Below are 25486 nucleotides of genomic sequence, written 5' to 3'. Positions count from 1 at the left end.
TTTTTCCTAAGTCCTTGTACCCTTGCAGGAACTTTGTACAGTAATTTACAATGTAAAAAGTTTCACATACTCTATTTGGAAGAAGGATAAAGAAACATGAAAAAACATTGGAGAGGTTGCTTGTTCAGCATATTTTCCATAATCTTGGCACTGTCGGTAACAGGATGTACATCACCCGCCACTTCTAGTACTACTCGCGCATCATCGTCATCAGCTAACAACGCTCATGCAGTTGTTCAGAAAAGCCCGCACTGGTCCTACGAAGGGGATGAAGGACCGGAGCATTGGGGGGAGCTGGAAAAGGATTTTGTCGCTTGTGGTAACGGTCAGGAACAATCTCCCATCAACATAGAGCATTCCCATCTGGAAGCTTCGCATACGCAGCAGCCGTTGCAGGTTCATTATTCAACCACTAAAGTATCCATACTAAATAATGGACATACCGTCCAAGTCAATGCGGCTAGTCCCAGCAATAATATTGTCGTGGACGGCACTACATTCACCTTAAAGCAGTTCCATTTTCATCATCCAAGTGAACACCAAATAGACGGTAAAAATGCTGAAATGGAGCTTCATTTTGTTCATCAAAGCGACAACGGAAGCACAGCTGTCTTAGGGGTTCTTATACAAAGTGGCAAAGAAAACAAGGCCTTCAACCGCATCTGGTCCAAACTGCCAAAAGGTATCTCTCAAGAAGCGAACTTGGAGGGAGAAATAAATCTTGCCACGCTGCTGCCAAAAGACCTGCACTCCGTTCGCTACAACGGATCACTGACTACCCCGCCATGTACAGAACATGTGAATTGGACGGTATTGGAACAGCCTATTGAAATGTCCGCAGACCAAATCAATCAGTTTGCTGCCATTTTTCCCGACAACCATCGACCTGTACAACAGCTGGGAACCCGTGAGCTGAAGACCGATAAATAATAAAATATGTCTGGACCAAAGTCTTCAGGCCAGTAGTAATACTGACCATCTTCATCACAGCGTCAGGAATCTTCACGATCAGATCAAGAGACACAGCCCCCCTCTTTCGGGTAGTTTCACTGTGTCTTTCCCACCGGTTGCCTTGTCACTCACTATAATATAAACGGGAATATAGTAGAAATTATGTGCCGATAACTAACACTCTCTAAATGAGAGCCACATACTTTATACTAACTATTTATAGTAAAGGAGTTGGCAAGATGTCTGTTAAAAGAGTTAGCCGCCGGACTAAAAAAGTTGTCCCTCCAATTCTTAGATATCGAACTAAACGTCAAACTAAATTTAGAGTTACTCAAGTACGTAACGGGAGTTTTGAAAATAGTTCCTTTTCGCCATGGCGTCCTGTAGGTAATGTATCTCTCTCGCGCGTTCGTCCTCATACAGGCAGGGCAAATGCCCGCTATTCGGTTCTGCCAGGTCAAAGTGCATCATTAACTCAAACTCTTTCTCTAAGTCCCTTTCGTTCATATCGATTAACATTTTTTGCTGAATCACCAAGTTCCACTGGTATCCTCCGGGTTAGACTTCTAGGTAGCACATTTTCAGGTGGAGTACTAAACCTCATAAGTATTCCTTCAGGAAGATACCAAAGTTATAGTTTGACTATTCCAGCAGCTTCTTTATTAGGCCGTTCAGTCTTTAATTTAGAATTCCAAGTTACTGGTACAGGAACAGGTTCCCAGCTGTCAGTATTAAATCTTGATACTGTTTCTATGGTTTCTATATAATAAACCAAATATAAAGTCCGCCTTATATATAATACAAACAAGAAGCCTCCTCATTCATCTGATAGAGGAGGCTTCTTGTTATTAAAGTTGCTGTCTACTTACCATCGTTATAATCGCACCAGTTGCTCCACCTTCACCGGCAGACCTGTGCGCATAGAGCGGTTGGCAGCGATGCCTGTTAAAATGGACCATGCGCCATCAATATGGGAGGCCGCACGATGAAACCGATCCTCTGCCGGCTTATCGAAAATATCCCGCAGCATGACCGGATCTCCTCCGCCATGTCCCCCCACGCCTTCCTCTACTTCGACCTCGTAAGGTGCTGCAAAGTGAGGATAGATCGTGATGGTTTTCTCTTTTAGCGCCCCCTCATCTGCCTTGCTGCCACCGGAATTAACATAGGATTGCTCGGACACCCGAACTTCCATCCGTCCCTTGGTGCCGTTAAATACCATGATAAAGCCCTCCCAAGGCATATAAGCGTTCAGTGAATAGTTCATTACCGTTTTATTCTGATACTTCACCATGACACTGAGCGTATCCTCAATACTGATATTGTCGCCAAATACGCTTTGGTCCCGCACATATCCATCCTCATGCTCCGCATCCAGATACATACTTTTTAGATGCTCGTTACGATCCAGGTGTAAGGCAAAAGGGTCATTCTCCGCCGCCTTGCTGCCGTAAGCCCGTTGATAGAACTCCGTCACGCCACGCTGCTCCGCATTCTCCCGGCCATAAAATTTCAAATCACCCAGCGCATACACCGTCTCCGGCTTCGAGCCAAGCCAGAAGTTCATCAGATCAAAATGATGGGTTGATTTGTGCACCAACAGACCGCCGCTATTGCGCTTGTCCCGGTGCCAGCGGCGGAAATAATCCGCGCCATGCTGGGTATTCAGCAGCCATTCAAAATTGACTGATAAGATGTCACCCAGTGTCCCGTCCATGATAACCTCACGGATTTTCGTATTATGCGGGGCATAGCGATAGTTAAAGGTGACGCGCAGTTTCCGTCCCGTGCGTTCTATAGCATCCAGAATGTCTTGGCATTTGTCCTCGTCAACTGTCATCGGCTTCTCGGAAATGACATCACAGCCCAGCTCCATCGCCCGGATAATATACCGATGATGCACCCGGTCAATGGTAGTGACGATGACGATATCCGGCTTTGTCTCCGCGATCATCCGATCAAATTCGTGAGCTTTATAGGTTGGAATCAGCTGGTGCTCGTATTTCTCTTGCAACAGCCGATTGGCATAGTCCATTCTCGTCTGGTTGACGTCACAGAACGCGACTAGCTCTGATGTATCTTTGAAAACGGTAACAACTTCACCGTAAAAAAATTCAGCTCTTCCTCCGGTGCCCACAAGTGCATATTTGATTTTAGCCAATAGGTTCACACCCTTTACATGAATTACTTCTATTTTATAGTATAAGAAAGAGCGAAATCTTCGCTTTTATTGTGAATCTGTCCAAAAAGTATGCATATATTATCCTCATGAATATTTTCATAAAGGAGCACGTCGTTATGATCGCCACTCCCCATTTTGCTATCGAGCAAGCGCTTCGGACGGTGCCATTTAGCATGTCTGCTGACCATGTCCATCAAGCGCATGAAATCTATTATCTGCTGGCAGGAGAGCGTTACTACTACATTAATCAGCGTGTATACGCACTACAAAAGGGCGATCTGATCTGGATTAGCAAACATGATTTCCACCGTACGAGTAACAAAGGGAACGGCAGCCATGAGCGAATTTTGATCAACTTTGATGAAGCGTTTGTAGGCTCGTCCACGTCTGTCACTCCATCCGGCGATCAGAATCACCTGCTATTGCCTGAAAAAAGCTTTTTGCTTCGCCCCTCTGCAGCAGAACAACGCGAGTTGGAGCATCTGTTCCAGCAAATGCTGGATGAATACCATCAAGAGCATGCCTACCGATATATGTATCTTCAAAGCCTGCTGCTGCAGCTACTGATACGAATCCGCCGCATACAATCAACGGCTCCGGACACCATAGCGCCTGAGCGCAGCGAGAAGCAGCAGCGCGTGTACTCGGTGATTGAGTATCTGCATATCCACTATGCCGAGAAGCTATCGTTGGAGCAACTGGCAGGACACTTTTATATTAGCAGCACCTATCTGTGCCGCATTTTCAAGCAGACCACAGGTTTTACGTTGGTCGAGTATCTTCAGGATGTACGGGTCCAGCAGGCTCGGGCGTATTTGAAGGAAACAAACTGGAAAGTGACCGCCATTGCTGAAAAAACGGGCTTTGACAGCATTGCTCACTTTGGCCGTGTATTCAAGCATTTCACCGGGCGTACTCCGTTACAGTATCGGAAAGTACATAAAAAGGAGTAGGGAAAAGCCCCTACCCCTTGATGCCTGTTAAGGTAATGCCCTCAATAATTTGCTTTTGGGCGATGATGTAGACGATGAGCACCGGGACGACGGAGATGGTGGTACCTGCCATCATCAGTGACCAATCGGCGGTATATAGTCCTTTGAAATTGTTGAGCAAAAGTGGAACTGTAAATTTCTCTGGGGTATTGAGATAGATCAGCGGATCAAGAAAGCTGTTCCAGGCACCCAAAAAGGTGAAAATCCCGATCGCCGCCAATGCTGGACGAATGAGTGGCAGAATGACACTCCAGTAAATGCGAATGTATCCCGCCCCGTCCATGACTGCTGCTTCCTCCAGATCGCGTGGAATTCCCATGACGAATTGACGGAGCAAAAACACCGCGAATGCATTAAACAAGGCTCCAGGTACAATCAGCGACCAATGCGTATCCAGCCAGCCGATACGATCCATCACCAAGTATAGCGGAATCATCGTTACCTGCTTAGGCACCATCATCGTAGCGAGGAACAAAATAAACAATATATTCGAGCCCGGAAAACGGATTTTAGCAAAGGCATACGCTGCCATAGATGCGCTAATCAGCGTCGCTGTCACGATGATAAACGTAATGTAAAAGCTGTTCATGTACGCCTGCACGAAGGGCATGGCCTCCAGCGATGCCGGATAGTTGCTCCATACAAACGGATCGGGAATCCATTGTGGCGGAACGACAAAAATTTGAGAGATATCCTTTAAAGAACTGAGGGTGGTCCACAAAAATGGAAAAAACATGATTAAAGAGCCGACAGCGAGCAGCACATGGCGCAGGAGCATCCTGCCTCTGCAACTAATCTCCATAGTGCACCCACCTCTTTTGCATTTTAAATTGCAGCAGTGTAAATATGAGAATAATCACGAACAAAATCATTGCCGCTGCCGCACTTTCTCCCATCGTGAAATCAATGAATGCCTGATCGTAAATGTGATACACAAGCGTATAGCTTGCTTTGGCTGGCCCGCCGTTTGTCATGACGAACGCCTGATCGAACACCTGAAAAGAGCTGATGACCATCATGATGGTGACAAAAAAGGTTGTTGGTGACAACAGCGGCAATGTGATATACCTTAGCTGCTGGAACTTGCTGGCCCCGTCAATTTCGGCTGCCTCGTAATAGCTTTTGGAGATGCCCTGAAGTCCTGCCAAAAAAATGACCATGTTGTATCCCAGTCCCAGCCATATGCTAAGTAGGGCAATCGATGGGATCACCCAATGCGTATCGGTAAGCCACATCGGGCCTACAATCCCAATCGCTCGCAGCAAGTGGTTTAAAATGCCAAATTCACCATTCAGTATCCACATCCAGATGACCCCCACCGATACCGAACTGGTTACGACAGGCATGAAAAAAAACAAGCGATAGATTTCCCTGCCCTTCACTTTATTGAGTACGATGGCTACGAGCAGAGCCAACACAATCCCCACCGGAATGACCAGCACCATATAGTACACCGTATTAATGAGCGCCTTCCAAAAATCAGGATCAGATAATTGACCTTTAAAATTGTCCAAGCCGACAAACAAAGGCACCCCAAAACCATCCCAATTGACAAAGCTTAAGTAAAACGCATACAGCAAGGGCAGCAGTGAAAAACATAACAGACCAAGAAACTGGGGGCCAATAAATAGATAGCCCCACAGCGCTTGATGCTTTTTCTGCATCTTGTCACCTTCCTCCCTGGTCACGGCACATCCCGTGTTTACTTGACCGCCTTGGATATGATCTGGTTCAACTTCTCAATAGTTGTCGCAGCATCCTGCTTGCCCAGGAACATCAGGTCAATGGTTTCCGTGATATCGGAGTTCAACCCCGGCACCTGTGCATCATACGCCAATGCAGAACCATAAGCATGCCCTTTATCTCGTCCCTCAGTCAGATAGCCCGAGTGCTCAATCGTCGCCTTTTTCATGATGCTCTCATCTGCGGCAGCAAGCGTACCCATGGCATTGCCACCTTCAACCAGCCGCACCTCCTGTCCTTTCACAGAGACGTAGAAGGCTGCCAGCTTCATGGCCTCTTGCACATGCGGACTGTTTTTGTTGACAGCTACATATGCAACCGGGATGGCGACAGGCTCATTTTTACCAGTGTTGGAGGGCCAGTAGATATAATCAAAGTCGAGGCTTTTATTTTGGCTAAACAAGGGCTCCAGCCATCTTCCTGCCGCCAGCATGCCGACCTGATTGGACATGAACATGGCATCTGCCCCCTGCCCTTTTGGGAGTGAGCCAAGGTATACCGCATTTCCCTTTTTCACCATATCGTACATAAAAGCGAACGCTTCCTTGCCCTTTTCATTGTGGTCCAGCACATACTTGCCTTGTTCATCAAAGATCCGGCCACCATTCGACCACACCCATGAATACCAGTGAGCCCACCAGTTTTCCGCAATATAGCCCTGCTTTCCGGCGGCCTTCAGCTTGGATGTAACCTCCTCAAAGGCGTCCCAGTTCCACTTGCCCTCATCATAGTATTCCTGCGGTGTTTTCACACCTGCTTCCTTAAATACCTTTTTGTTGTAGTACATGACCATCGGGTTTGAGTCAGGAGTGACCCCATAGATTTCCCCATCACGCTTGGCCGGACCCCATAATCCTTCCGGAAAATCCTCGGCCTTCACGTCACTTGCCTCACTTTTTAAAAATTCACCCAAAGGCTGCACCTGTTTTGCTCCGATCAAACGCGCAATCGTCGACTCATATGAATAAAAGACATCCGGTCCGCGACTTCCCTGTAGCTGTGTCAACAGCTTTTGCTCATATTGGTCTCCCGGTACTGGTACCAGCTTAACTTCGATATTCGGATTCTCTTTTTCAAATGCATCCAGTGCCCGCTGATACACCTTCACCTCCGCAGGGTTACCCCAAACCTGCATCGTAAGCCGCACCTTTTGTCCATCTGTATTCTCTATTTTGGGAGAAGTGCTGCATGCCGTTGCAAGTAAAAACAGAATGCTGAGGAAAAATCCAATTTTTATCCAACTCATGTAATTGTCCACCTTAACCGCCTCCTGTAGCTTCGCATGGTTGTATATCACCCTTCTTTGAAGCGCTTACAAAACTTTCCCTATCATCATATGTAGAAGGAGAAAGCGCGATATCCCCATTTTCATTTTTATATAAATTTTTTTCTTTTGAGTGGCTCTGATATGACAGTAACCAAGAGAAAGACATCACGAGGACGTAAAGGTCTGCACAACAAAAAAAAGAAGAATGCAGATCACCTGCTTCCTTCTTTTGTATTCCTTCAATTATAATTCCGTTTTCTATGACTTTATTAGCATCTTTTCAAAAGTGTTATAGCCATTTGTTTCGCCTATATAAGTATAGCCACATTGTTGGTAAAAACCGCTAAGCTTGTCATTGCCCGCAATACAATCCAGACGGATTCGATCCTTGCCTGCGAAGCGGATACCTTGCTCAATCCACTGCATAAGCTCACGGCCCAGTCCCTTTCCCGTGTTATCGCGATCTACAACCAAACGATGCAGATACACGGAGGTACCTCCCTCGGAATTCATCCCGTCTAATCCCCACAATCTACAATCCCAAGCACTGGGCTGCTGCTGCAAGATCACTGCGCCTGCCAAGCGATGATCGTCTGAGGTTCGGAAAATAACCACTTCTCCGCGTGAAATAGCGCCACCCAGATTGTGATCATCTTCTCCTTTTAGTAATTTGCCCCATTGCGTGGAACCCTTGCTGTGCAGCCATCTGGCCGTCTTTAAAATTAACTCCTGAATCTCAGCCTGATCTTCATTACTTGCCTGATAAGCCACTATTCCTGGTTTGACGGATGGATCGACAATCGTCATTGATGTCATGCTGCACCTCAACTCTATTTTTTTATGTATAAAATATAGCATAAAAAAAGAGAGTTTGACTTCATCTGTTCTTTTTTGCAACAGCGGTTCCTTCCGCTTGCCGGAAATGATTCTTTTTGCTCCTGCTCATCAGCCATACCAGCATACACTTGATCTTCTAGTAGTAGCTTTCCCATATCGCCCAAACCCTTTACAGAATTTCAATGGTTTCTACACTGAAATTTCAAATAGTCTCAAAATAATTCAAAATAATATTATATTCGCTAAAAAAAGAATATTACTTCTATAAATTGGTTGTTATATTGATTTTGAGAACTCCTACCTTATATGTACGTATATGAATAAAAGGGAGGAAATTTCAGATGGGTGCTATCGAAGATTACCGACGCGAGCTTTATAGAATTGCTTGGAGAATGCAGTATCGTACAAAACGCAATCGGAAACGTGAAATTTCTTTAGAATCCAAGCCTAATCTCTTTCAAACCTCGTTTTCGGAAGAGTCTGATAACAAAATAATGATGCAATCATATATTAATAGATTAAGGTCTGAGACAGGTAAAAGAGTCATCTATGAAATTTACATAAACGATAAAGCAGAAGGCCAAGTTGCCAAGGAACTCCATATTACACAACAGGCGGTGAACAAATGGAAAAAGAAGGCGCTTCACGATTTATGTCAGATGATGAGTTTATGAAATTAGTAGAACTCGCTCAAACCAAATCTGATGTAGAGGCTATGAATGCAATTTTCCAATATTTCGATCCAGATATTAAACGATTAAGTAAATTTATCCGGATGCCAAAAGAGGATGCCATCCAGACCATGAAAACTGAACTTCTAGAGTTCATCATGAAAAAATAATGCGTCCTTGGCGATAAGCTGCTTGTGGTTACTCTACCAGAGGCAGCTTATTTAGCTTTTGCTGTAGTCAAGTTGAAAAGGACTCCTCAACTCTTCTCACATCTTGACCATAATACAGGATAAATTAAAGATTTATCCCAGCACCTATTCTAGCTAGAGGGGCTATTCAAATTCAGAGGGGAATTTTCCTAATCTAGAAAAAATTCATATTCGGTTGTGTAGTTACAGCCCCCAACTCCTATATAAGTGTAGGGGATAATCGAGCAAAGTACATGAATTAAAAAATTTATGTACTTTGCAATTTTCATGATTTGGTTGTAATTTACAGCCTTAAATCACCTACATAAGTGAGAGGGAATTGAAGACTAGCATCAAAGAATGTGGAGCCATTTAGATGGTAGCGACTCCATCAATTCCTCACAAAAAATCAGGAGGTTGATATATTATGGCAAGATCACGAGAGTATGCAGCAACAGTAACGGCAAGTCCGTATCAATTACTAAAAATGAGTGAAGCACAACGTGTCGCATTAGAGAGCGGGAATTTCAGAGGTGGTTCCGCCAACACAGCTGCAATCGTAGCAGGGCTGACAGGAATAACAGCTACGGTTCTGGGGCTGGTCTTCGTTGCAAGCACACCAGTAGGGGTAGCAATGGGAATTGCTTCCCTCGCCTCTACGCTATTTGCCTCAGGCACGGGTTCGACAGTCGAAAATGTCATTAGCAACGGTATTGCGGGCATTGATAAAATCAACAATCAAATTACCCTTTACGGTGGAAGATACGATCTTTATCAGATTAAATTCCCGTTCCTTGAGTACACTCTACAAGACGGTACCGTTATCCGTTTTATTTCGGGTAATGGCGTTGTGCAAAAAGCACACTCCGGAAATGGATGGGAAGTTTTCTAAGAATGATTCCCAAATAACTGAGAAAAAGGTCGGTTGAGTTTGACAACCGACCTTTTTTATACAAACTAACTACTCCTTCTGGAAAAGTTTATCGATTGAATTTTTGAACGAATGGTAGTCGAATTCGTTTGTTATCATATATTCCTGCCTATTATTTTTTTCCTGATCAAAGATAGATACTAACTTATTATTCTTAAATGTAATTTCATACTTCGATGTTGAATCCTGATTGCTTTTCGGGCGGATGATAATAGTATAGTAAAAAGGAACTTTATCCCCGTTATTCATTCCGTTTGTTTTTTTAAGCTCAATGCCAGATAATTGATCCAATATTGTTTTAACTCCACTCTTTTCCATCACATGCACGTTATAATCGGTTGGTTCATTAGTAATTTTAGTGTGCGTTCTTATGATCTGAAGGTAGACATTATCCATATCGACCTGATCTAACACAGCTTTTTGAATAGAGGTCTTTAAATTCAAAAAATAATAAGTGCCATAAATGCCCCATGCTAGTACTAAAACAATAACAACTGCAATCTTAATAGTTCGATTCTTCATCAATTCACTTCCTTATTTTTTAGTATGATCTCTTTAAAAATATAGCTACTGTAAACGAGGAAATAGGATTCACCGATTAGAAAAAGCAACTTATGTATCCATGTTTCTTGTGACATAATTAAAAATAGGATAATTCCCAATGAGATCATAACCATAATCACTTCTACAATCGTATCGGTTACATTACTGCTCCTATGCTTAATTTGGTATTTTTCGTACAACATCCGACCAATCAAACGGATGGCGTATATACCCATCAACCAATCATAAATATAATGGGGTGGATTATTATATACAATTCGCACTGTTAGGGTAGCCAAGAAAATTATCAAAATAAGAAAATTGGATTCTTCAGCTTCGTCAGCATAGTTCTCTCATCTCAATCCATTTACAATTATTATACATTATCTATTTGATATTTTCATAAAAATAAACATACTTCGCAAAAGAAGGTAATTTTTCGCAATAAAAGGGTGTTTCTGAATCATTCCAGGAGCACCCTTTTTTTATGAGCCGGTTGCAACCCTAAAGGCTGGTTAAAACCAGCCGGGGTATCTGTAGCAAGTAGAATGGCTGATCGGTAGGTAAGGGAGTGAGCCAAGACAAGAGCGGGGAGGCTGGCTCATGCTACTGCTCTAAGGCGGGAAGAGAGTCCATCTAAGAGCCAGTATATACCGCTGGGGCGCTATTCACGCCGATAACTAGAGCGCCTAAGCCGGGAGAGAGCACCCCGACCAAGGCGCTCTACGTTCCTGTCGTTCGTCTTACGCAGCCCACAGAGCGTAAGAGCTGTGGGCTGAATCAAAGAGGGCATGCATACATCATGAGACGCTACGCCGGAGCTTCGTTAATCAACATTGTATGCATGCAAAGAGCAGCACCATGATTCCGCTGCACTCCATCGTCGTGCCCCTGTAAAAGGCTAAATCCCTAGGAATTTTGAAGAGAAGTAAGGAGGTTCTTGAAGAAATCTAGGAACATGACTTGCTTCGCTGCAAGATATTTTCCCTGGTGTTCACTTATCACAGCCTACAAGAGCAAAAAGGAGATTTTCGATAATGTTACAATAACAGCAAACAAAATATATTTTTTTACAAAGAAGGAATCTTCATTCTATTTAACGGTTGTTAAATAGAATTTGATAACTCCCTCCCTTATATACACGTATATGAACATAAGGGAGGTAAATTTCGTTGGGAGCCATTGAACATTATAGACGCGAACTTTATAGAATTGCTTGGCGAATGCAGTATCGGGAAAAACGTGATCGCAAACGTGAAGTTTCTATGGAATGCAGTCCTGACCTCTTCCAACTCTCTTTTTCGGAAGAATCTGATAATAAAGTGATGTTACAATCTTATATTAATAAATTAGAGTGTGAAACAAGCAAAAAGGTCATCTATGAAATTTACATAAACGACAAAACAGAGGCCCAGGTAGCCAGAGAACTCAAAATCACTCAACAGGCGGTGAACAAATGGAAGAAAAAGGCTCTTTGCGAATTATGTCAGATGATGAGTTTATAAAGTTAGTAAAACTTGCCCAAACCCAATCCGATGTAGAGGCCATGAATGCAATCTTTCAATATTTCGATCAAGATATTAAACGATTAAGCAAACTTTTACGTATGCCAAAAGTGGATGCTACTCAGAGTATGAAAACCCAACTTCTTAAACTAATCATGAAAAAATAAGAAATCCTTTATCGAAAGCTGTTTCTGGAACCTACCGGAAGCAGCTTATTTCGTTTTTGCTTCGACATTCTTCAGCATGGGCTAAACAGTTCAAAAGGCATTTTCTTTGATCAGAAAAAAATTCATTGTGCGGTTGTGTAGTTACACTCCCCAACTCCTATATAAGTGTAGGGGATAAATCGGGCAAAGTACATGAATCTCAAAAGGTTATGTCTTCGCAGTTTCCGCAATTTGGTTGTAATTTACAGCCTTAAATCACCTACATAAGTGAAAGGGAATTGAAGACTGATATCAAATAAATGTGGAGCCATTTAGATGTCAGCGACTCCATCAATTCTCGTCTAAAAAAAATTTGGAGGTAGCTAAATATGGCACAAGTTCATTCTCAACACACACAATATCTTTCAAAAGATCAATTAAAGGAAATGGTCGAACAATATACTGGAAAATCGGCTTCTTCATTAGGATGGGCAATCGGTTCATTTGGAATTAAAATGTGTGCTAAAGCTATTCAGGCAAAACTTCCGCCTGTGGTCTATGCATGGATTGGGGCTATTACTACAGTTGTAGCTGGTGCAGCCCTTCTTCGTGATATCAGTACCTATACTGAAAGACAGGATTTTGTAGGCCTGCTGCAAAATCTTATCGACAATCCTAGACAGTTCAACAGATTCAAAGTAGTGTCAACAATTTGGATGGAATGGCATGAAGGCCCGACAATGGGATACTACACTTACTATACGACAGTTTCCTATGATGTAGCCTAAGAAGTAACACACAAAAAGAGAGGGTGGATCAATTCCACCCTTTTTTTATGATTTCTTTAGAATTTATGCCGATGTGAATGAGGAAATATGATTCTGCTATGAGAAAAAGCGACTTATGCCACCATGTTTCTTGTGACATAAATAAAAATAGGATAATTCCGAGTGAGATCATAAGCATAATCAGTTCTACAATCGTGTCGGTTATAATACTGGTTCTATGACTGTTCTGATACTTTTCGTACATCGTTCGACCAATCAAACGAACGGCGTATGCACCCATCAACCAATCATAAATATAGTCGGGCGGATTATTATATACAATTCGCACCGTGAAGGTAGCCAAGAAAATCATCAAAATAAGAAAAATGGGATTCTTCAGCTTCGTCAGCATAGTTCTCTCCTCTCACTCCATTTACAATTATTATACATTATCCGTTTAGAATTTTCATAAAATAAACATACTTCTCAAAAGAAGGTAATTTGTCACGATAAAGGGGTGTTTCTGGATCAATCCAGGAACACCCCTTTTTTTATGAGCCGTTTGAAACCCTAAAGGCTGGTTTTAACCGGCCGGGGTATCTATAGCAAATAGGCTCGCTGATCGGCAAGTAAGGGAGCGAGCAGGGAAGCTGGCTCATGCTAGTGACTCTAAACGCCCGCCTAAGAGTCAGTACGCACCGCTGGTCCGTTATTCACGCCGATAATTAGAGACGCTTAGGCCGGGCGAGAACACCCCGGCCAAAACGCTTTACGTTCCTGTCGTTCATTTCACGCAGCCCAGGGAGCGTAAGAGCCGTGGGCGGAATCAAAGATGGCAAGCACACATCATGAACCGCTACGCTAATCATCATGTATGCATGCACAGGGCAGTACCATGATTCCGCTGCGTTCCATCATTGTGCTATGGAAGTAGAGGCGAAGAAGAAGGGATGTTCATTCTATTTAACGGTTGTTAACTAAATTGATAACTCCCTCCCCTATGTACACGTATGAACATAAGGGCGGTAAATTTCGTTAGAAGTTATTGAACAGTATAGACGCTAACTTTATAGAATTGCTTAGCGAATACGGTATTGGGAAAGACGTGATCACAAACGTGAAATTTCTATGGAATGCAGTCCTAACCTCTTCCAGCCCTCTTTTGCGGAAGAATCTGATAACAAAGTGATGTTACAATCTTATATTAATAAATTAGAGTGTGAAGCAAGATTTCCGGAACTGCACTGGTTTAAGGGAAAATCAGGAATAAAGTAAGCCTGTCAGATACTAAAACAAGGATCTACAACAGTAAGAAGAGTCACGGAATTTGATTCATACAATCCATTTTATGTTATAATCATTAAATGGAGGCAACATTTATCTTTTTTATCCATCTATAACAACAAATACATTTTTGGAGGTAAAAAGAATGAATTTCATCTCAAAAATTGCATGTATTTCTGTTTTGAGTCTTACTTTAAGTGCGGGAGCAGTATGGGCTTCTTCGGTACATATTATCGTAAATAATTTGAATATCCCCTCTGATGATGTTTATCAATCTCACGGCACTACGATGGTCCCGTTAAATGCTGTTCAAAGTTTACCCGAGGTATCCATTACATGGAATAATACTACTAAAACAGTGATAATAGATCGTAGTGGTAAAAAAACAATTTTGAAAGTTGGACAAAAAAATATAACCATTGGTTCAAAAAAAATTACATTGCCTGTTGCTCCAACTTTAAGAAACGGACGAGTTATGGTGCCTCTGCGATTTATAGCCGATTCATCCGGTGCGTATGTCTCCTGGAATCAAAAATCTCAAACGGCATATGTAGCAAAGGCAAGCAATGAAATAAAAAAGAAATATACATCTGATAAGCTTAATGTATCCAGAGGAGCAGTAATCAAACTCCCTAAAATTAGCAATTTAAAAGAATTTACCCCCAAAGGGTACGAAAATCTAAACACAGACTATTATTTTCCTGAAGGTAAATCAGATTCGTTTTTCATTCAGGAAATGGATGTAATCTCTTTCTATAAAGCTAGCAACGATCATGTTGAATTAATATGGACGGCACGCTTTGACTCAACAAAAAAAGAAAGCAATGGTCTATCTTTTTTGCCATATAAGTTATTAGAACAAGATGGTCTGAGACCTACGATTCAAAATCGAGTAGCCCATTTTAACTTTATGTCCGCCATTGGAGAAATCAGTTACAGTGTCATTGACAATAATGGGAAGGAAATAACCCAGGGACAAAAACTAGTTGATCCAACAAATTTCTTCATTGATATCCCAGGCGAACAAAAATAAACCAAAAAAAGGCTATGTCTTTCTAAATTATTGCGCATAGACATTATGAATAACGTAGTGCTTCAATCCACACACCTTCTAAATCGGGGTCTTCTGTCCGCAGATAGGTAAGCGCGAGAGTGCCTAAACCGGTGCACCTAATCGGCCTAGACACTCTCACATCAACCTAATTATATCGCCTATTTTCCCCAGTAAATGTTTCGGAATTTGGTAAAAAAATTTTAAACATACTGGCTTAGCCTATAGCAAAATATTTAGACAATTATTAGTTCCTCATATAGCAAATATGAGATCATGCGCTTCCTGCATAGTCAGATTATTCGTCTTTACGCCCTCTCTTATCTCTTAGGTGGTATAATAGCCAGTTAGAAGAATCCTACCTACTACGTTTAAATAAACTACATTAGTCACGAACGAGTTTTTTGCTCCATATTTCACAGGGGTTTTGAATTCCCGAACACTTCACCATTATATAAAATAGATTTTTTTGTCTTGATGTAAATTTCGCATATATTTAGGTGAAATCCCCTTATATATATTTATTCATAATAAAAAAACGAAATAAAGTATTATCCAGAAAGATTATGTCTTATAGTAACATTTATACCGCAACCTTCCACATCTGTTGCTTTTGCAGAACGAGCTCTACAAAGTCAACTTTTAATCTGTGCAGCAGGCACAATGCGGTACAATCCTGCTGTATCGCCAGTTGCGGGCCGTACCTCCTGAATGACCCAACCTAACGACAGCACCTGCTCCAGCCGATCATATTCGGCCTGCGTCAGTTCGGATGTGACAGCTTCGCTTCCTTCCTCCAGAGACAGCTCTGGCTCACCTCCAAGCGCCACGGCAATCCACGTACGAATGCCACGGATCGTATTGTACTTGATCTGATACCCGTCTGTTACCGCGCTGACAAACACCTCCGGTTCATTGGCCGCCAGCCCGGTGGCAAGCTCCGCATAATCAAATTGTCCGTCCGTTGGCAGCTCATTTTGCTGCACCCGACGGATGAGTTCCTCAGGGGACCAGCCTAATGAACGTAAAGATTCCAGCATGAGCGCGTCCCACTGGGAAATACGTACTCTATTCGTTGATTCAGTCATCGTTTTTTACCTCCTATAGGTTATGTACACGTACAACCAATCTTAACCTAACGGCTAACCGGGTACGCCACATAATGTCCGGGACTAATTTCTTTCAGCTCGCCAGCATCGTTGCTATCCTTGTCCCATACCCATGAACCGTCGGGTTGAGCCAAGCTATTCTGCCGCTCGCCGACCGCTCTCGGATCAGGCACAGGGATGGAGGAGAGCAGCGCCTGCGTGTAGGGGTGAGCGGGCTGCTCATACAGTTCATCTGCGTCGGCTACCTCCACCAACCGTCCATGATACATCACGCCGATTCGATCCGAAATATGCCGCACCATCGACAAGTCGTGAGCGATGAACAGATACGTCAGCCCGAACTCCTGCTGGAGATCCTCCAGCGTGTTAATGACCTGCGCCTGGATGGACACATCCAGGGCCGAAATCGGTTCATCACAGACGATGAACTCCGGATTCACGGATAAGGCACGAGCGATGGAAATCCGCTGGCGTTGACCGCCGCTAAACTCGTGCGAATAGCGGTACAGGTGCTCCCGCTTCAGCCCTACCTTCTCCAGTAAAGCCACTACGGCATCCTTACGCTCACTGCCCTGATGCAATCTGTGAATATCCATCGGCTCACCAATCAGGTCAAGCACGTTCATACCCGGATTAAGCGAGGAATATGGGTCCTGAAAAATGCTCTGAATACGCCGACGTAGCGGCTTGAGCTGCTTGTCATTCAGCTTGGAAATATCCTGACCGTCAAAGCATACCGTACCTTCCGTATAATCGTATAACCGTGTCAGGCAGCGTCCAACTGTCGATTTGCCACTACCGGACTCACCAACCAGTCCGAACGTCTCGCCGCGCTTGATGCGGAAGCTTACGCCGTCAACCGCCTTGAGCACCTCAGAGCTACGCCCTAACAAATCTTTTGCGGTCACAAAATGCTTCTTAAGCTGGTGTACCTCCACCAAGGGCTGATCCTCACCCGCCACATGGTTGGCCTCTCTCAACGCTTCATTCACCGTCATTCCCCTCCTCTGCACGACCCGCTTCGGACGTCTCGTAGACTCCGGCAGGCACGGCGTCCGGCTCGTTCAACCAGCAGGCTGCTCGCTGGTCTGGGCGCAGCTCCACCATCGGCGGCCGCTCCGCACAGCGGGCAAACGCGTGCGGGCACCGTTCCATGAACGGACAGCCTGATGGCGGGTTCACCAGATCCGGGGGCGTGCCCTCAATCGGCACCAGCCGCTCACGGAAGCCGTTCGTACGCTGGGGTACAGAGCGCAGCAGACCCTGCGTATATGGATGCCCAGGACGATAGAAGATATCGTCCACACGCCCCTCCTCCATCACCATGCCGCCATACATTACGATGACACGGCTGCACACCTGAGCGACGACGCCCAGATCGTGGGTGATCAGGGCAATCGCCATATCAGATTGCTGCTTGAGCGTCTTGAGTAGCTCCAAGATTTGCGCCTGAATCGTCACATCCAGCGCTGTAGTTGGCTCATCAGCAATCAGTAGCTCCGGGCTGCACGAGAGCGCCATTGCGATCATCACCCGCTGACGCATCCCTCCGCTGAATTGATGCGGGTATTGATTCATTCGACGCTCCGGTTCAGTAATACCTACCTGTCGCAGTAGCTCCACAGCTGCCTGCGTAGCTGCTTCCTTGCTCAATCCTCGATGCCTGCGAATCACCTCGACCAGGTGATAGCCTACTTTTTTGACCGGATTCAGCGAAGTCATCGGGTCCTGAAACACCATTGCGATTTGGTTACCGCGTATTTTACGCCATTGTTTTTCTGTCAGCGCGGTCAAACTTTCTCCACGGTAACGGATATCGCCGTTCAGCCGCTTGCCGGGCGGGGCAATCATCGACATGATCGCTTTCGCCGTAACGCTTTTGCCGCTACCGGATTCTCCTACAATTCCTACCGTTTCTCCAGCATCAATATGAAAGCTAACCCCTCGAACGGCCTGATTCTCCCCCCCACGAGTGAAAAACGAGACCTCCAGCTGTTCGACAGACAGCAGATGTTCTGTCATTGTGTTTTCGCCCCTTCCTGTCGCTCCTGGAGCCATTGTTAATGGATCTATGCTGTGAATCACCGTTTTACTAATTTGGGCTCAAAGCCTACACGCAGTACATCTCCCAGTACATTAAAGCTCAACACGGTCAGTAAAATAAGCAATCCCGGAAACAATGCCATATATGGTGCCTGTGCAATATAACCTTGGGCATTATTCAGCATACTGCCCCACGTAGCGTTCGGCAGTTGAACACCAAAGCCGAGAAAGCTCAGTGATGATTCCATCATAATGGCTGAAGCGATATTGTTCGTCGCTCCTACGATAATGACTGGAATCAGATTGGGAACGATGTGTTTCAGGATAATGCCAAATGTACTTTGTCCTGAAGCCTTAGCGTATAGTACATACTCCCGTTCGCGCAGCGTCATCGTCTCTGCCCGCACCACCCGGGCGATATTCATCCACATGAGCAGGGCGATAATGACAATGATATTGCCAACGCCTGGCTTCAAAAACACACTAAGCAGCAATATAACTAGAAAAGACGGAATCGACATGATTAGCTCCAAAATCCGCATAAGCAGGTTGTCAATCCACCCGCCAAAATAGCCGCTCACAATGCCTACCACTGCACCAATACTGGTCGCAATAATCATAGAGGCAAAGCCCACCAGCAAGGATACACGACCGCCATACAGCGCTCTTGTAAAATAGTCCCGACCGTAATCGTCCGTTCCAAACCAGTGTGCGCCTCCCGGTGGTTGGAGGCGCTCCAGTACGTTCAGCTTATTCGGGTCCTGCGGTGATAAAAATGCGAAAATCGCTCCCAGCGAGAATACGATCAATAGTATGAGGGCGACGGCGCCCATTTTGCTCGTCATCAGCTCGATCCCGATGTTGCGCCATTTGCTCCGATTCATGTTTTCACCTCGTTGATTTAATTCTCGGGTCCGCCATGCTGTACAAGATATCTGCCAGCAGATTGCCCAGGATCAGCAGCAAAGCGGAAAATAAAGTAATCCCCATAATGACGGGATAATCCATTCCTTTTACAGCCGTCATGCCCAGCGAGCCAATGCCCGGCCAGGAAAATACCGTCTCCGTCACAATGGCTCCCGCTACCAGATCCGCAACCGACATACCAAGCAGCGTAATGATGGGCAGCAGCACATGCTTGAGCACGTGTCGGAACAAAACCAGTCGCTGTCCAGATCCGAACGCGTACTGTATCTGCACGTACTCTTCCTTAAGCTGCGTAATCGTGCTGGAACGGATGTACCTCACATAGACAGATAGAAAGCCAAAGGCCAGTACAAAACATGGCAAAATTCCATGCTTGATTACATCCAGCACCGAGTCCGTTCCGATCGTACGCATCCCTGTACTTGGAAGCCAATGCAAATAAATTGCAAATAGATAAATAAGCAAAATGCCAAGCCAAAACAATGGGACAGAAATACCGATGTACGACATTAGATTAATGAGCTTGTCGATCCAGCGATTCCGATTGGCCGCAGCAATCAAACCAAGTGGAATTGCAATCAACACAGCGAGTATGATGGAGGCGCCCATTAACCCCGCTGTCGCCGGGAGACGGTCGAGAATCTGATCCAGTACAGGCTGATGATTAATTAGCGAATAACCTAGATCTCCTGTCAGGCTTTTTTTAAGCCATAATATGTACTGTACATAAGCGGGCTGGTCCAGCCCCAAGCTATGCCTCATTCTTTCAATATCTTCCAGATGCATATTCGGTGTAACAAAAGAGAGAACCGGATCACCTGGAGCCAGCTTGATCAAGCCGAAGCAGACGACGGACACAAAAAATAGCATCGGTATAACTTGCAGCAACCTTCTGGCGATGAGTTGTCTCATACGTTTTCCTTCCCCTTGCTGTTTTCGAAAAAAATAAGCTGGTTACCCCAGCTTATTTTTTGAAAACCCTGTCTTATTTGTGATAAATTTTGGACAAATCCTCGAAAATCACGACCGGCTTCAACACAGCCTGATCAATACCGCCATACTGCTTGTCGAAGGCCACAATCGTTTTGGTGTATGCAATCGGGTAGATAACCGCATCATCAGCCAAAATTTCTTGTACCTTTTTATAAATTTCTCCACGTTTAGTCGTATCCGACTCACCCGCGCCCTCTTCCAACAACTTATCTACTTCTTTATTAGAATAATGCGAATAGTTGGAGGACGATCCCGTGCTATACAAAATACGATACGCATCAGGGTCATACCCCATGATATAGCCGCTGATCGCCAGATCGAAATCCTTGGCATTCGTATCAACGAATTTTTGCGACCACGCTGAGGAATCCATACTGTTCACATCCAGCTGAACGCCAATATCCTTGAACTTCTGCTGGATATACAGCGCCTGTGCTTCCTGTACCTTGTTGCCGCCCGGAATGATAATGCGCAGCTTCAGCCCTTCAGCGCCGGCCGATTTCAGCAGCTCCTTCGCCTTGTTCACATCATTATTGAAAAATGCAACATCATTCGTGTGATACAGTACATCCTGTGTCAAAGCGGACTTTGCAGTATCTGCATAATCTTTGGAGCCATACGATACCTGGATCAATTCATCCTGATTCAGTGCATAAGAAAGTGCCTGACGTACTTCTTTTTTGTTCAACTGCTTCGTATCACTGTTTTCATTAAACATCAGGTATGCCAAGCGTCCTTCGCTGTAAGGGAAAATGTCAAACTTATCTGTCGCTTTAATGGTGTCTACGTTTTGTGGGTCGAGATAGTTTACATTGATTTCACCATTTTGCAGGGCCAAATTGGCAGCATTCGAATCTTTAACAATTCGATATGTCACAGAATCCAGATGCGGCTTGCCGCCAAAATAGTTATCGAACCGTTCAAGTGTAACGTACTCGCCAGTTTTGTACTCTTTAAATTTGAAAGGACCTGATCCAACCGGAGTGTTGTTTTTCGTGCTTTTCTCAATATCCGCTTCATTCTCAAAAATGTGCTTCGGAATCGGGGATACCTGTACCAGGGCCGCCTCAAAAGCTGGGGCTGGCTGAGGAAGCCTGAAGTCCACCGTCGTATCATCAACCTTGCTCGCCTGTACCGGCTTGCCGTTGACCATAAAATTACTTCTCAAGAAGCTGTGCTGCTTCTCATCTAAAATTTTGTTAATCGTGAAAACGACATCGTCAGCTGTCAGCTTCTCGCCATCATGCCAAGTCAGATCCTTTTTCAGTTTTAGTGTATAGGTCAACTTGTCTGCCGAAGGAGTCAGGCTATCTGCCAAATAAAACGTCTTCTTGCCATTGTTCACTTGGAACAAAGGTGCAAATATCGCTTGATCTATCGTCAGACTTACCCGGTCACCCGCATAGTTCGGATTCAGCACCACCGGATCGGCTTGCACGCCGATAATCAGGCTGCCACCATCTTTGGGCTGTCCGTTATCCGCTGTAGTTGCATCTGTGCCAGACGCACTACCATTCGTCGCAGACGAAGATCCCGAATTTCCGCCGGAGCATGCACTTACTACCAACATTAATACGATGAATACGAATATACCTGTCAAATTACGACGCATCGCTCTAGCCTCCAAATTCTTTAAGTATGTATTGAAAAATATTATAAATCGGAATAGTCGGATTTACAATCGTTCAAAAACTGTTTATTCCCCTTGTCATTAGCATTGCAGACATTATGTGATCGAATTAGCAAAAAAGACACCCGTTAAGGGCGTCTTTTAGAAGACCAGCAAACTGATTAATGCCAAGATGGCAGGCAGACCTTGCTTTAATAAAATAGACTTATTAGCCGTTAATGCACCATACACTGCAGCCACTACTACGCAAATGACAAAAAATAATTCGATTTGCCGCCCGATCACAGGATCGGGATAGAACAAGCCCCACACCAATCCAGCAGCCAGAAATCCGTTATACAGCCCCTGATTGGCTGCCAAGGATTTGGTCACTCCTGCCAGTTCCTTCGAGGTACCGAACGTACGAATCGCGCGTGGAGTCGTCCACAAAAACATTTCCAATACTAAAATGTACACGTGCTCCAGCGCTACAATTCCAACCAATATTGAACTAAGTAGGCTCAAATCGCTTCCTCTTTTCCACATGAAATTACTCTGAGGTCATCTTAGATTGATCCTCAAAAAGTATAGTTCATCTACCAAAAGCAGTAAAGAGACCGAGCCTATGGCCCGGTCTACTATTTACATGAAGTCTAAAGCCTTACATCGTTCTCGCAAAATCCAACAAAGCTTTGGACATACTGTTGATCTCGTCCGTAGATGCATTGACTTGCTGTGTTAGCGCGGCTTGTGTTTGTGTCAGCGTAGACATATTCCCGATGTTGTGCAGAATTCGCTCGATGAGTGTTTTCATTTCGTCCAGACTGGTCTCGATATTCCCGGTCGCATCCGCACTATGGATGGCAAGTTTTCTGACTTCATCTGCAACTACTGCAAAACCCCGTCCCTGCTCGCCTGCACGCGATGCCTCGATTGCAGCATTCAGACCCAATAGATTCGTTTGATTCGCAATCTCTTTAATGAAGTTCGAAATGTTTTGCGTCTCTTCTGCACTGACTTTGGCCTGATTCGCTGCCTCTGTCGATTGCTCTTGAGCCGTAGCCAATTCCTGTGCCTGGTTACTAACCGAGTTAACACCGTTCACCATTTCTGTAATGGAATCGGAGAGATGCTGAATTTTGAGCGTAAGCTCGTCTGCAACAGCCTGCTTTTCCTTTTCCACTGTGATATCACGGATGGTTCCGGCAATGCGAATAGGCACTCCTTTGCTATCACGTATGCTTCTTCCACTGTTTTGATACCAGCGGTACTCTCCATTCTTACTTTGTAAGCGGCATACCATGTCATACGGCGTACGATCTGAATAGTCATTCAAATGATCGACTACAGCCTTAAACGCATGCTCGGCATCGTCAGGATGTATGCGTGAACTCCAACTGCTTAGTACACTCGGGAAGTCCTGCTCATCCCTAAAGCCCAAAGTATGGCGGAATTGCTGGGACCACCAAAATATATTATCCGGGTTCTCAATGTCTCCATCAGCCAGAATGACGTCATATGGCGCCTCCACCAAAACACGGTTGATGAGATCATATCTTGTAACTAGCGCCTGAAGCTCCTCTGACTTAATCTTCTGATCGTGCACATCCAACAGAGCGCCCGCAATACGAAGCGGCACTCCCTGCTGGTCACGGATCGTCGTTCCGGTAGCCCGGAACCAGCGATATTCTCCATGCTTCAGCCTCAAACGATACTGTACGTCATAAGGGGTTTTCCCCGTAGTATCCAGTAAATGATCAGACAATTCTGCCAAAGATCTGTCATAGTCTTCGGGGTGTAGTCGAGATGACCAGCTGTCCAATACATTTGGGAATTCCTTTTCGCTCTGATATCCCAGCATAGAACGGAATTCTTCTGACCATGTGAACGTATTACTTGGATTGACGGGATCACCCGCAATGACCTCCATGTCCCATAAGCCAATCTCTATCGCCTTGGTAACAAGCTTCAAACGGATATCAACATGTTGAGCATCATTTTTCATGGACTCTATCGCTTGGTTGACATTGTTTGCGATTTCTTGAATTTCAGGAGATGCTGAGGAAACCTGTATTGCAGCAGAATAATCCTTTTGCTGTATTCTTTGTGAGAGTTTGCGGCTTTCTTCTACTAAAGGAGCAAGTGATTGAGACTCATTTTTCTTGAGAAACATATATGATCTTCCCTTCTAAGCCAGTTATATAAAACGGTATAATTTAATATCGGAATTTTATTAAGAATCATTATAAATAAATCTATAATCGTATAGGTATTAAGACTTATTTTTCGTGTCCATATACCTATATATCCATACAAAAAACATCGAAAAATGTCGAAAAAGGAAGTGTGTTAACAAGTCTGGAAACAAAAAGAACACCTCTGCATTACTTCGCAAAGGTGCTCTTGGTATCCACTATTCGGTTCAATGTATCTTATTTAATTGAAGCAACGTATTCCTCGCCTTTTTCTTTATCATATTGTCCTTCCCATTTGGACATGACTACAGCCGCAAGCGAGTTCCCTAAAACATTGACTACCGTACGCGCCATATCCAGAATACGATCAATACCAGCGATAAAGGCCAGACCTTCCAGCGGGAGATTCACTGCTCCCAGCGTAGCGAGCAACACGACAAAGGAAGCGCCGGGCACGCCTGCAATACCTTTGGAGGAAATAATCAGCACGAGTACCAGCGTGATTTGGGTCGTGATCGGCAAATCAATGCCATACATTTGGGCAATGAAAATTGCAGCCAGTGCTTGATACAGAGTGGAGCCGTCCAGATTAAAAGAATATCCGATCGGAATGACAAAGGATGTGATTCCCTTCGGACACCCGAATTTCTCCATCTTCTCCATGATCTTAGGCAGGACACTTTCCGAGCTGGCCGTCGAATATGCAAGCAACAGCTCACTTTTCAAAATTTTAACCATAGTCCAGAGACGGGTACCGCAAAGCTTGGCGATAATTCCAAAGACAATCACAATAAACAGTAACATGGAGCCATACACTGACAGTACAAGCTTCAATAACGGCCATAACGAGGCTAATCCAAACTTGGCCACTGTCGTGCCAATCAGTGCAAATACACCGAACGGAGCGAGGCGCATGACCTGATTGGTTACCCAGAACATGGCGTCGGCTACACCTTCAAAGAAATTCAGCACAGGCTTGCCCTTGTTACCAATCGCTGCTACTCCTAGTCCGAACAATACAGAGAAGAATATAATAGCCAGCATATCTCCTTCGCCCAGGGCTTGAATAACATTGGTAGGTACAATGTGCACAATCGTATCTATAAAGTTATGGCCTGACTTTTCCGCAGTCTCCACATAGGAATGGATATCGCTCTTGGCTAGGTGGGACATGTCCACGCCCTCACCGGGGCGAACCAGATTGGCAACAAGCAGACCAAACAGGATCGCAATGGTCGTTACAATTTCGAAGTACAGAATCGACTTCCCGCCGAGTTTCCCCAGTTTCTTCATATCTCCGACGCCGGCTACACCAATAATGAGCGTTGAGATTACAATAGGTACGACAATCATCTTGATTAAGCGGATGAAAATATCACCGATCGGCTTTAAGTAGACTTCCACCCCTGAATTGCCGTAAAATAAGGCACCAACAATAATACCTAAAGCCAGACCGATAAAGATTTGCATTGTTAAATTAATCTTTTTCACTTCATGTCCCCCCTGGCTGGTTTGTATATTTTTGCAGTATGCAGCTCTTAATATTCAAATG

General features: G+C 44.5%; 26 protein-coding genes. 10 read left to right on the top strand and 16 right to left on the bottom strand.

Features of this window, described 5'->3' with window-relative positions:
* The first annotated feature begins 96 nt into the window (after nucleotides 1-96).
* Both ACUC6J_RS01520 and ACUC6J_RS01515 read left to right on the top strand, forming a co-directional pair.
* Nucleotides 97-930: a carbonic anhydrase gene (locus tag ACUC6J_RS01520; protein ID WP_290410178.1), complete on the top strand. Its 834-nt coding sequence runs from the start codon at nucleotides 97-99 to the stop codon at nucleotides 928-930.
* Nucleotides 931-1190: 260 nt separating this feature from the next.
* On the top strand, nucleotides 1191-1718 hold the full coding sequence (locus ACUC6J_RS01515; protein ID WP_143069152.1) for a hypothetical protein: 528 nt from the start codon (nucleotides 1191-1193) through the stop codon (nucleotides 1716-1718).
* Between the two features lie 107 nt (nucleotides 1719-1825).
* Here the strand turns inward: ACUC6J_RS01515 and ACUC6J_RS01510 are convergent, their stop codons facing one another.
* Nucleotides 1826-3112 carry a Gfo/Idh/MocA family protein gene (locus ACUC6J_RS01510; RefSeq protein ID WP_447249639.1) on the bottom strand — a complete coding sequence of 429 codons (1287 nt, stop codon included), beginning with the start codon at nucleotides 3110-3112 and terminating at the stop codon, nucleotides 1826-1828.
* 137 nt (nucleotides 3113-3249) lie between these two features.
* Here ACUC6J_RS01510 and ACUC6J_RS01505 point away from each other — a divergent pair, with 137 nt between their 5' ends.
* Entirely contained in the window at nucleotides 3250-4086 is an 837-nt protein-coding gene (locus ACUC6J_RS01505; protein ID WP_447249638.1) for an AraC family transcriptional regulator, read from the top strand.
* 10 nt (nucleotides 4087-4096) lie between these two features.
* Here the strand turns inward: ACUC6J_RS01505 and ACUC6J_RS01500 are convergent, their stop codons facing one another.
* The 4 genes from ACUC6J_RS01500 to ACUC6J_RS01485 form a co-directional block, all read right to left on the bottom strand.
* A complete protein-coding gene (locus ACUC6J_RS01500) occupies nucleotides 4097-4927 on the bottom strand; it encodes a carbohydrate ABC transporter permease (protein ID WP_447249637.1) in 831 nt (276 codons plus the stop codon).
* Nucleotides 4917-5789: a carbohydrate ABC transporter permease gene (locus tag ACUC6J_RS01495; RefSeq protein WP_090890796.1), complete on the bottom strand. Its 873-nt coding sequence runs from the start codon at nucleotides 5787-5789 to the stop codon at nucleotides 4917-4919. The genes ACUC6J_RS01500 and ACUC6J_RS01495 overlap by 11 nt, the downstream gene beginning before the upstream one ends.
* A gap of 38 nt (nucleotides 5790-5827) precedes the next feature.
* Nucleotides 5828-7126: an ABC transporter substrate-binding protein gene (locus ACUC6J_RS01490; RefSeq protein ID WP_327196902.1), complete on the bottom strand. Its 1299-nt coding sequence runs from the start codon at nucleotides 7124-7126 to the stop codon at nucleotides 5828-5830.
* A 267-nt stretch (nucleotides 7127-7393) separates the two neighbouring features.
* On the bottom strand, nucleotides 7394-7951 hold the full coding sequence (locus ACUC6J_RS01485; RefSeq protein ID WP_016820196.1) for a GNAT family N-acetyltransferase: 558 nt from the start codon (nucleotides 7949-7951) through the stop codon (nucleotides 7394-7396).
* Between the two features lie 362 nt (nucleotides 7952-8313).
* Here ACUC6J_RS01485 and ACUC6J_RS01480 point away from each other — a divergent pair, with 362 nt between their 5' ends.
* From ACUC6J_RS01480 to ACUC6J_RS01470, 3 genes are all read left to right on the top strand, one after another.
* Nucleotides 8314-8646 carry a sigma-70 family RNA polymerase sigma factor gene (locus tag ACUC6J_RS01480; RefSeq protein ID WP_447249636.1) on the top strand — a complete coding sequence of 111 codons (333 nt, stop codon included), beginning with the start codon at nucleotides 8314-8316 and terminating at the stop codon, nucleotides 8644-8646.
* A complete protein-coding gene (locus ACUC6J_RS01475; protein WP_225164832.1) occupies nucleotides 8598-8813 on the top strand; it encodes a helix-turn-helix domain-containing protein in 216 nt (71 codons plus the stop codon). Before ACUC6J_RS01480 ends, ACUC6J_RS01475 begins: the two co-directional genes overlap by 49 nt.
* A 445-nt stretch (nucleotides 8814-9258) precedes the next feature.
* Nucleotides 9259-9723 carry a hypothetical protein gene (locus tag ACUC6J_RS01470; RefSeq protein ID WP_025363754.1) on the top strand — a complete coding sequence of 155 codons (465 nt, stop codon included), beginning with the start codon at nucleotides 9259-9261 and terminating at the stop codon, nucleotides 9721-9723.
* 69 nt (nucleotides 9724-9792) lie between these two features.
* Here ACUC6J_RS01470 and ACUC6J_RS01465 read toward each other — a convergent pair whose 3' ends face one another.
* Nucleotides 9793-10284, bottom strand: coding sequence for a hypothetical protein (locus tag ACUC6J_RS01465; protein WP_025363753.1), 492 nt, complete (start codon nucleotides 10282-10284; stop codon nucleotides 9793-9795).
* Between the two features lie 1193 nt (nucleotides 10285-11477).
* Between ACUC6J_RS01465 and ACUC6J_RS01460 the strand changes: the two genes are divergently transcribed.
* The 3 genes from ACUC6J_RS01460 to ACUC6J_RS01450 all read left to right on the top strand — a co-directional run bounded on the left by ACUC6J_RS01460 (nucleotide 11478) and on the right by ACUC6J_RS01450 (nucleotide 12744).
* On the top strand, nucleotides 11478-11810 hold the full coding sequence (locus ACUC6J_RS01460) for a hypothetical protein (RefSeq protein ID WP_017425654.1): 333 nt from the start codon (nucleotides 11478-11480) through the stop codon (nucleotides 11808-11810).
* Nucleotides 11762-11977, top strand: coding sequence for a hypothetical protein (locus ACUC6J_RS01455; protein ID WP_225164831.1), 216 nt, complete (start codon nucleotides 11762-11764; stop codon nucleotides 11975-11977). The genes ACUC6J_RS01460 and ACUC6J_RS01455 overlap by 49 nt, the downstream gene beginning before the upstream one ends.
* A gap of 368 nt (nucleotides 11978-12345) precedes the next feature.
* Nucleotides 12346-12744, top strand: coding sequence for a hypothetical protein (locus ACUC6J_RS01450; RefSeq protein WP_017425652.1), 399 nt, complete (start codon nucleotides 12346-12348; stop codon nucleotides 12742-12744).
* Nucleotides 12745-12772: 28 nt separating this feature from the next.
* On the opposite strand, the gene ACUC6J_RS01445 is transcribed toward ACUC6J_RS01450, so the two are convergent.
* Nucleotides 12773-13135 (bottom strand): hypothetical protein, encoded by a 363-nt coding sequence (locus ACUC6J_RS01445; RefSeq protein WP_017425651.1) that lies wholly within the window; start codon nucleotides 13133-13135, stop codon nucleotides 12773-12775.
* A 1017-nt stretch (nucleotides 13136-14152) separates the two neighbouring features.
* Here ACUC6J_RS01445 and ACUC6J_RS01440 point away from each other — a divergent pair.
* Nucleotides 14153-15040: a copper amine oxidase N-terminal domain-containing protein gene (locus ACUC6J_RS01440; RefSeq protein WP_017425650.1), complete on the top strand. Its 888-nt coding sequence runs from the start codon at nucleotides 14153-14155 to the stop codon at nucleotides 15038-15040.
* 653 nt (nucleotides 15041-15693) lie between these two features.
* Here ACUC6J_RS01440 and ACUC6J_RS01435 read toward each other — a convergent pair.
* The 9 genes from ACUC6J_RS01435 to ACUC6J_RS01395 all read right to left on the bottom strand — a co-directional run bounded on the left by ACUC6J_RS01435 (nucleotide 15694) and on the right by ACUC6J_RS01395 (nucleotide 25425).
* Nucleotides 15694-16146 carry a hypothetical protein gene (locus ACUC6J_RS01435; protein ID WP_017425649.1) on the bottom strand — a complete coding sequence of 151 codons (453 nt, stop codon included), beginning with the start codon at nucleotides 16144-16146 and terminating at the stop codon, nucleotides 15694-15696.
* 47 nt (nucleotides 16147-16193) lie between these two features.
* Nucleotides 16194-17165 (bottom strand): ABC transporter ATP-binding protein, encoded by a 972-nt coding sequence (locus ACUC6J_RS01430; protein ID WP_447249635.1) that lies wholly within the window; start codon nucleotides 17163-17165, stop codon nucleotides 16194-16196.
* Complete coding sequence (locus ACUC6J_RS01425) at nucleotides 17152-18189, bottom strand: ABC transporter ATP-binding protein (protein WP_447249634.1); 1038 nt, start codon at nucleotides 18187-18189, stop codon at nucleotides 17152-17154. The genes ACUC6J_RS01430 and ACUC6J_RS01425 overlap by 14 nt, the downstream gene beginning before the upstream one ends.
* Before the next feature lie 59 nt (nucleotides 18190-18248).
* Nucleotides 18249-19094: an ABC transporter permease gene (locus ACUC6J_RS01420; RefSeq protein WP_016820191.1), complete on the bottom strand. Its 846-nt coding sequence runs from the start codon at nucleotides 19092-19094 to the stop codon at nucleotides 18249-18251.
* Nucleotides 19095-19098: 4 nt separating this feature from the next.
* Nucleotides 19099-20049, bottom strand: a complete 951-nt coding sequence (locus ACUC6J_RS01415; RefSeq protein ID WP_025363750.1) for an ABC transporter permease — start codon at nucleotides 20047-20049, stop codon at nucleotides 19099-19101.
* A gap of 73 nt (nucleotides 20050-20122) precedes the next feature.
* On the bottom strand, nucleotides 20123-21742 hold the full coding sequence (locus ACUC6J_RS01410; RefSeq protein WP_447249633.1) for an ABC transporter substrate-binding protein: 1620 nt from the start codon (nucleotides 21740-21742) through the stop codon (nucleotides 20123-20125).
* Between the two features lie 159 nt (nucleotides 21743-21901).
* Nucleotides 21902-22264: a DUF1304 domain-containing protein gene (locus ACUC6J_RS01405; RefSeq protein ID WP_039276604.1), complete on the bottom strand. Its 363-nt coding sequence runs from the start codon at nucleotides 22262-22264 to the stop codon at nucleotides 21902-21904.
* A gap of 136 nt (nucleotides 22265-22400) precedes the next feature.
* On the bottom strand, nucleotides 22401-23912 hold the full coding sequence (locus tag ACUC6J_RS01400) for a methyl-accepting chemotaxis protein (RefSeq protein ID WP_025363748.1): 1512 nt from the start codon (nucleotides 23910-23912) through the stop codon (nucleotides 22401-22403).
* A 259-nt stretch (nucleotides 23913-24171) separates the two neighbouring features.
* Nucleotides 24172-25425: a cation:dicarboxylate symporter family transporter gene (locus ACUC6J_RS01395; RefSeq protein ID WP_016820186.1), complete on the bottom strand. Its 1254-nt coding sequence runs from the start codon at nucleotides 25423-25425 to the stop codon at nucleotides 24172-24174.
* Nucleotides 25426-25486 lie beyond the last annotated feature (61 nt).

This window comes from Paenibacillus sp. JJ1683 (assembly GCF_053006485.1).
The sequence above is the reverse complement of the archived record's forward strand: the minus strand, read 5'-3'. Positions and strand labels throughout refer to the sequence as shown.

Excerpts from the sequence above, each read along its gene's own strand:
- ACUC6J_RS01520 (WP_290410178.1), top strand. The coding sequence starts at position 97 with ATGAAAAAACATTGGAGAGGTTGCTTGTTCAGCATATTTTCCATAATC.
- ACUC6J_RS01515 (WP_143069152.1), top strand. The coding sequence starts at position 1,191 with ATGTCTGTTAAAAGAGTTAGCCGCCGGACTAAAAAAGTTGTCCCTCCA.
- ACUC6J_RS01505 (WP_447249638.1), top strand. The coding sequence starts at position 3,250 with ATGATCGCCACTCCCCATTTTGCTATCGAGCAAGCGCTTCGGACGGTG.
- ACUC6J_RS01500 (WP_447249637.1), bottom strand. The coding sequence starts at position 4,927 with ATGGAGATTAGTTGCAGAGGCAGGATGCTCCTGCGCCATGTGCTGCTC.
- ACUC6J_RS01495 (WP_090890796.1), bottom strand. The coding sequence starts at position 5,789 with ATGCAGAAAAAGCATCAAGCGCTGTGGGGCTATCTATTTATTGGCCCC.
- ACUC6J_RS01485 (WP_016820196.1), bottom strand. The coding sequence starts at position 7,951 with ATGACATCAATGACGATTGTCGATCCATCCGTCAAACCAGGAATAGTG.
- ACUC6J_RS01480 (WP_447249636.1), top strand. The coding sequence starts at position 8,314 with ATGGGTGCTATCGAAGATTACCGACGCGAGCTTTATAGAATTGCTTGG.
- ACUC6J_RS01475 (WP_225164832.1), top strand. The coding sequence starts at position 8,598 with ATGGAAAAAGAAGGCGCTTCACGATTTATGTCAGATGATGAGTTTATG.
- ACUC6J_RS01470 (WP_025363754.1), top strand. The coding sequence starts at position 9,259 with ATGGCAAGATCACGAGAGTATGCAGCAACAGTAACGGCAAGTCCGTAT.
- ACUC6J_RS01465 (WP_025363753.1), bottom strand. The coding sequence starts at position 10,284 with ATGAAGAATCGAACTATTAAGATTGCAGTTGTTATTGTTTTAGTACTA.
- ACUC6J_RS01455 (WP_225164831.1), top strand. The coding sequence starts at position 11,762 with ATGGAAGAAAAAGGCTCTTTGCGAATTATGTCAGATGATGAGTTTATA.
- ACUC6J_RS01450 (WP_017425652.1), top strand. The coding sequence starts at position 12,346 with ATGGCACAAGTTCATTCTCAACACACACAATATCTTTCAAAAGATCAA.
- ACUC6J_RS01445 (WP_017425651.1), bottom strand. The coding sequence starts at position 13,135 with ATGCTGACGAAGCTGAAGAATCCCATTTTTCTTATTTTGATGATTTTC.
- ACUC6J_RS01440 (WP_017425650.1), top strand. The coding sequence starts at position 14,153 with ATGAATTTCATCTCAAAAATTGCATGTATTTCTGTTTTGAGTCTTACT.
- ACUC6J_RS01435 (WP_017425649.1), bottom strand. The coding sequence starts at position 16,146 with ATGACTGAATCAACGAATAGAGTACGTATTTCCCAGTGGGACGCGCTC.
- ACUC6J_RS01430 (WP_447249635.1), bottom strand. The coding sequence starts at position 17,165 with ATGACGGTGAATGAAGCGTTGAGAGAGGCCAACCATGTGGCGGGTGAG.
- ACUC6J_RS01425 (WP_447249634.1), bottom strand. The coding sequence starts at position 18,189 with ATGACAGAACATCTGCTGTCTGTCGAACAGCTGGAGGTCTCGTTTTTC.
- ACUC6J_RS01420 (WP_016820191.1), bottom strand. The coding sequence starts at position 19,094 with ATGAATCGGAGCAAATGGCGCAACATCGGGATCGAGCTGATGACGAGC.
- ACUC6J_RS01415 (WP_025363750.1), bottom strand. The coding sequence starts at position 20,049 with ATGAGACAACTCATCGCCAGAAGGTTGCTGCAAGTTATACCGATGCTA.
- ACUC6J_RS01410 (WP_447249633.1), bottom strand. The coding sequence starts at position 21,742 with ATGCGTCGTAATTTGACAGGTATATTCGTATTCATCGTATTAATGTTG.
- ACUC6J_RS01400 (WP_025363748.1), bottom strand. The coding sequence starts at position 23,912 with ATGTTTCTCAAGAAAAATGAGTCTCAATCACTTGCTCCTTTAGTAGAA.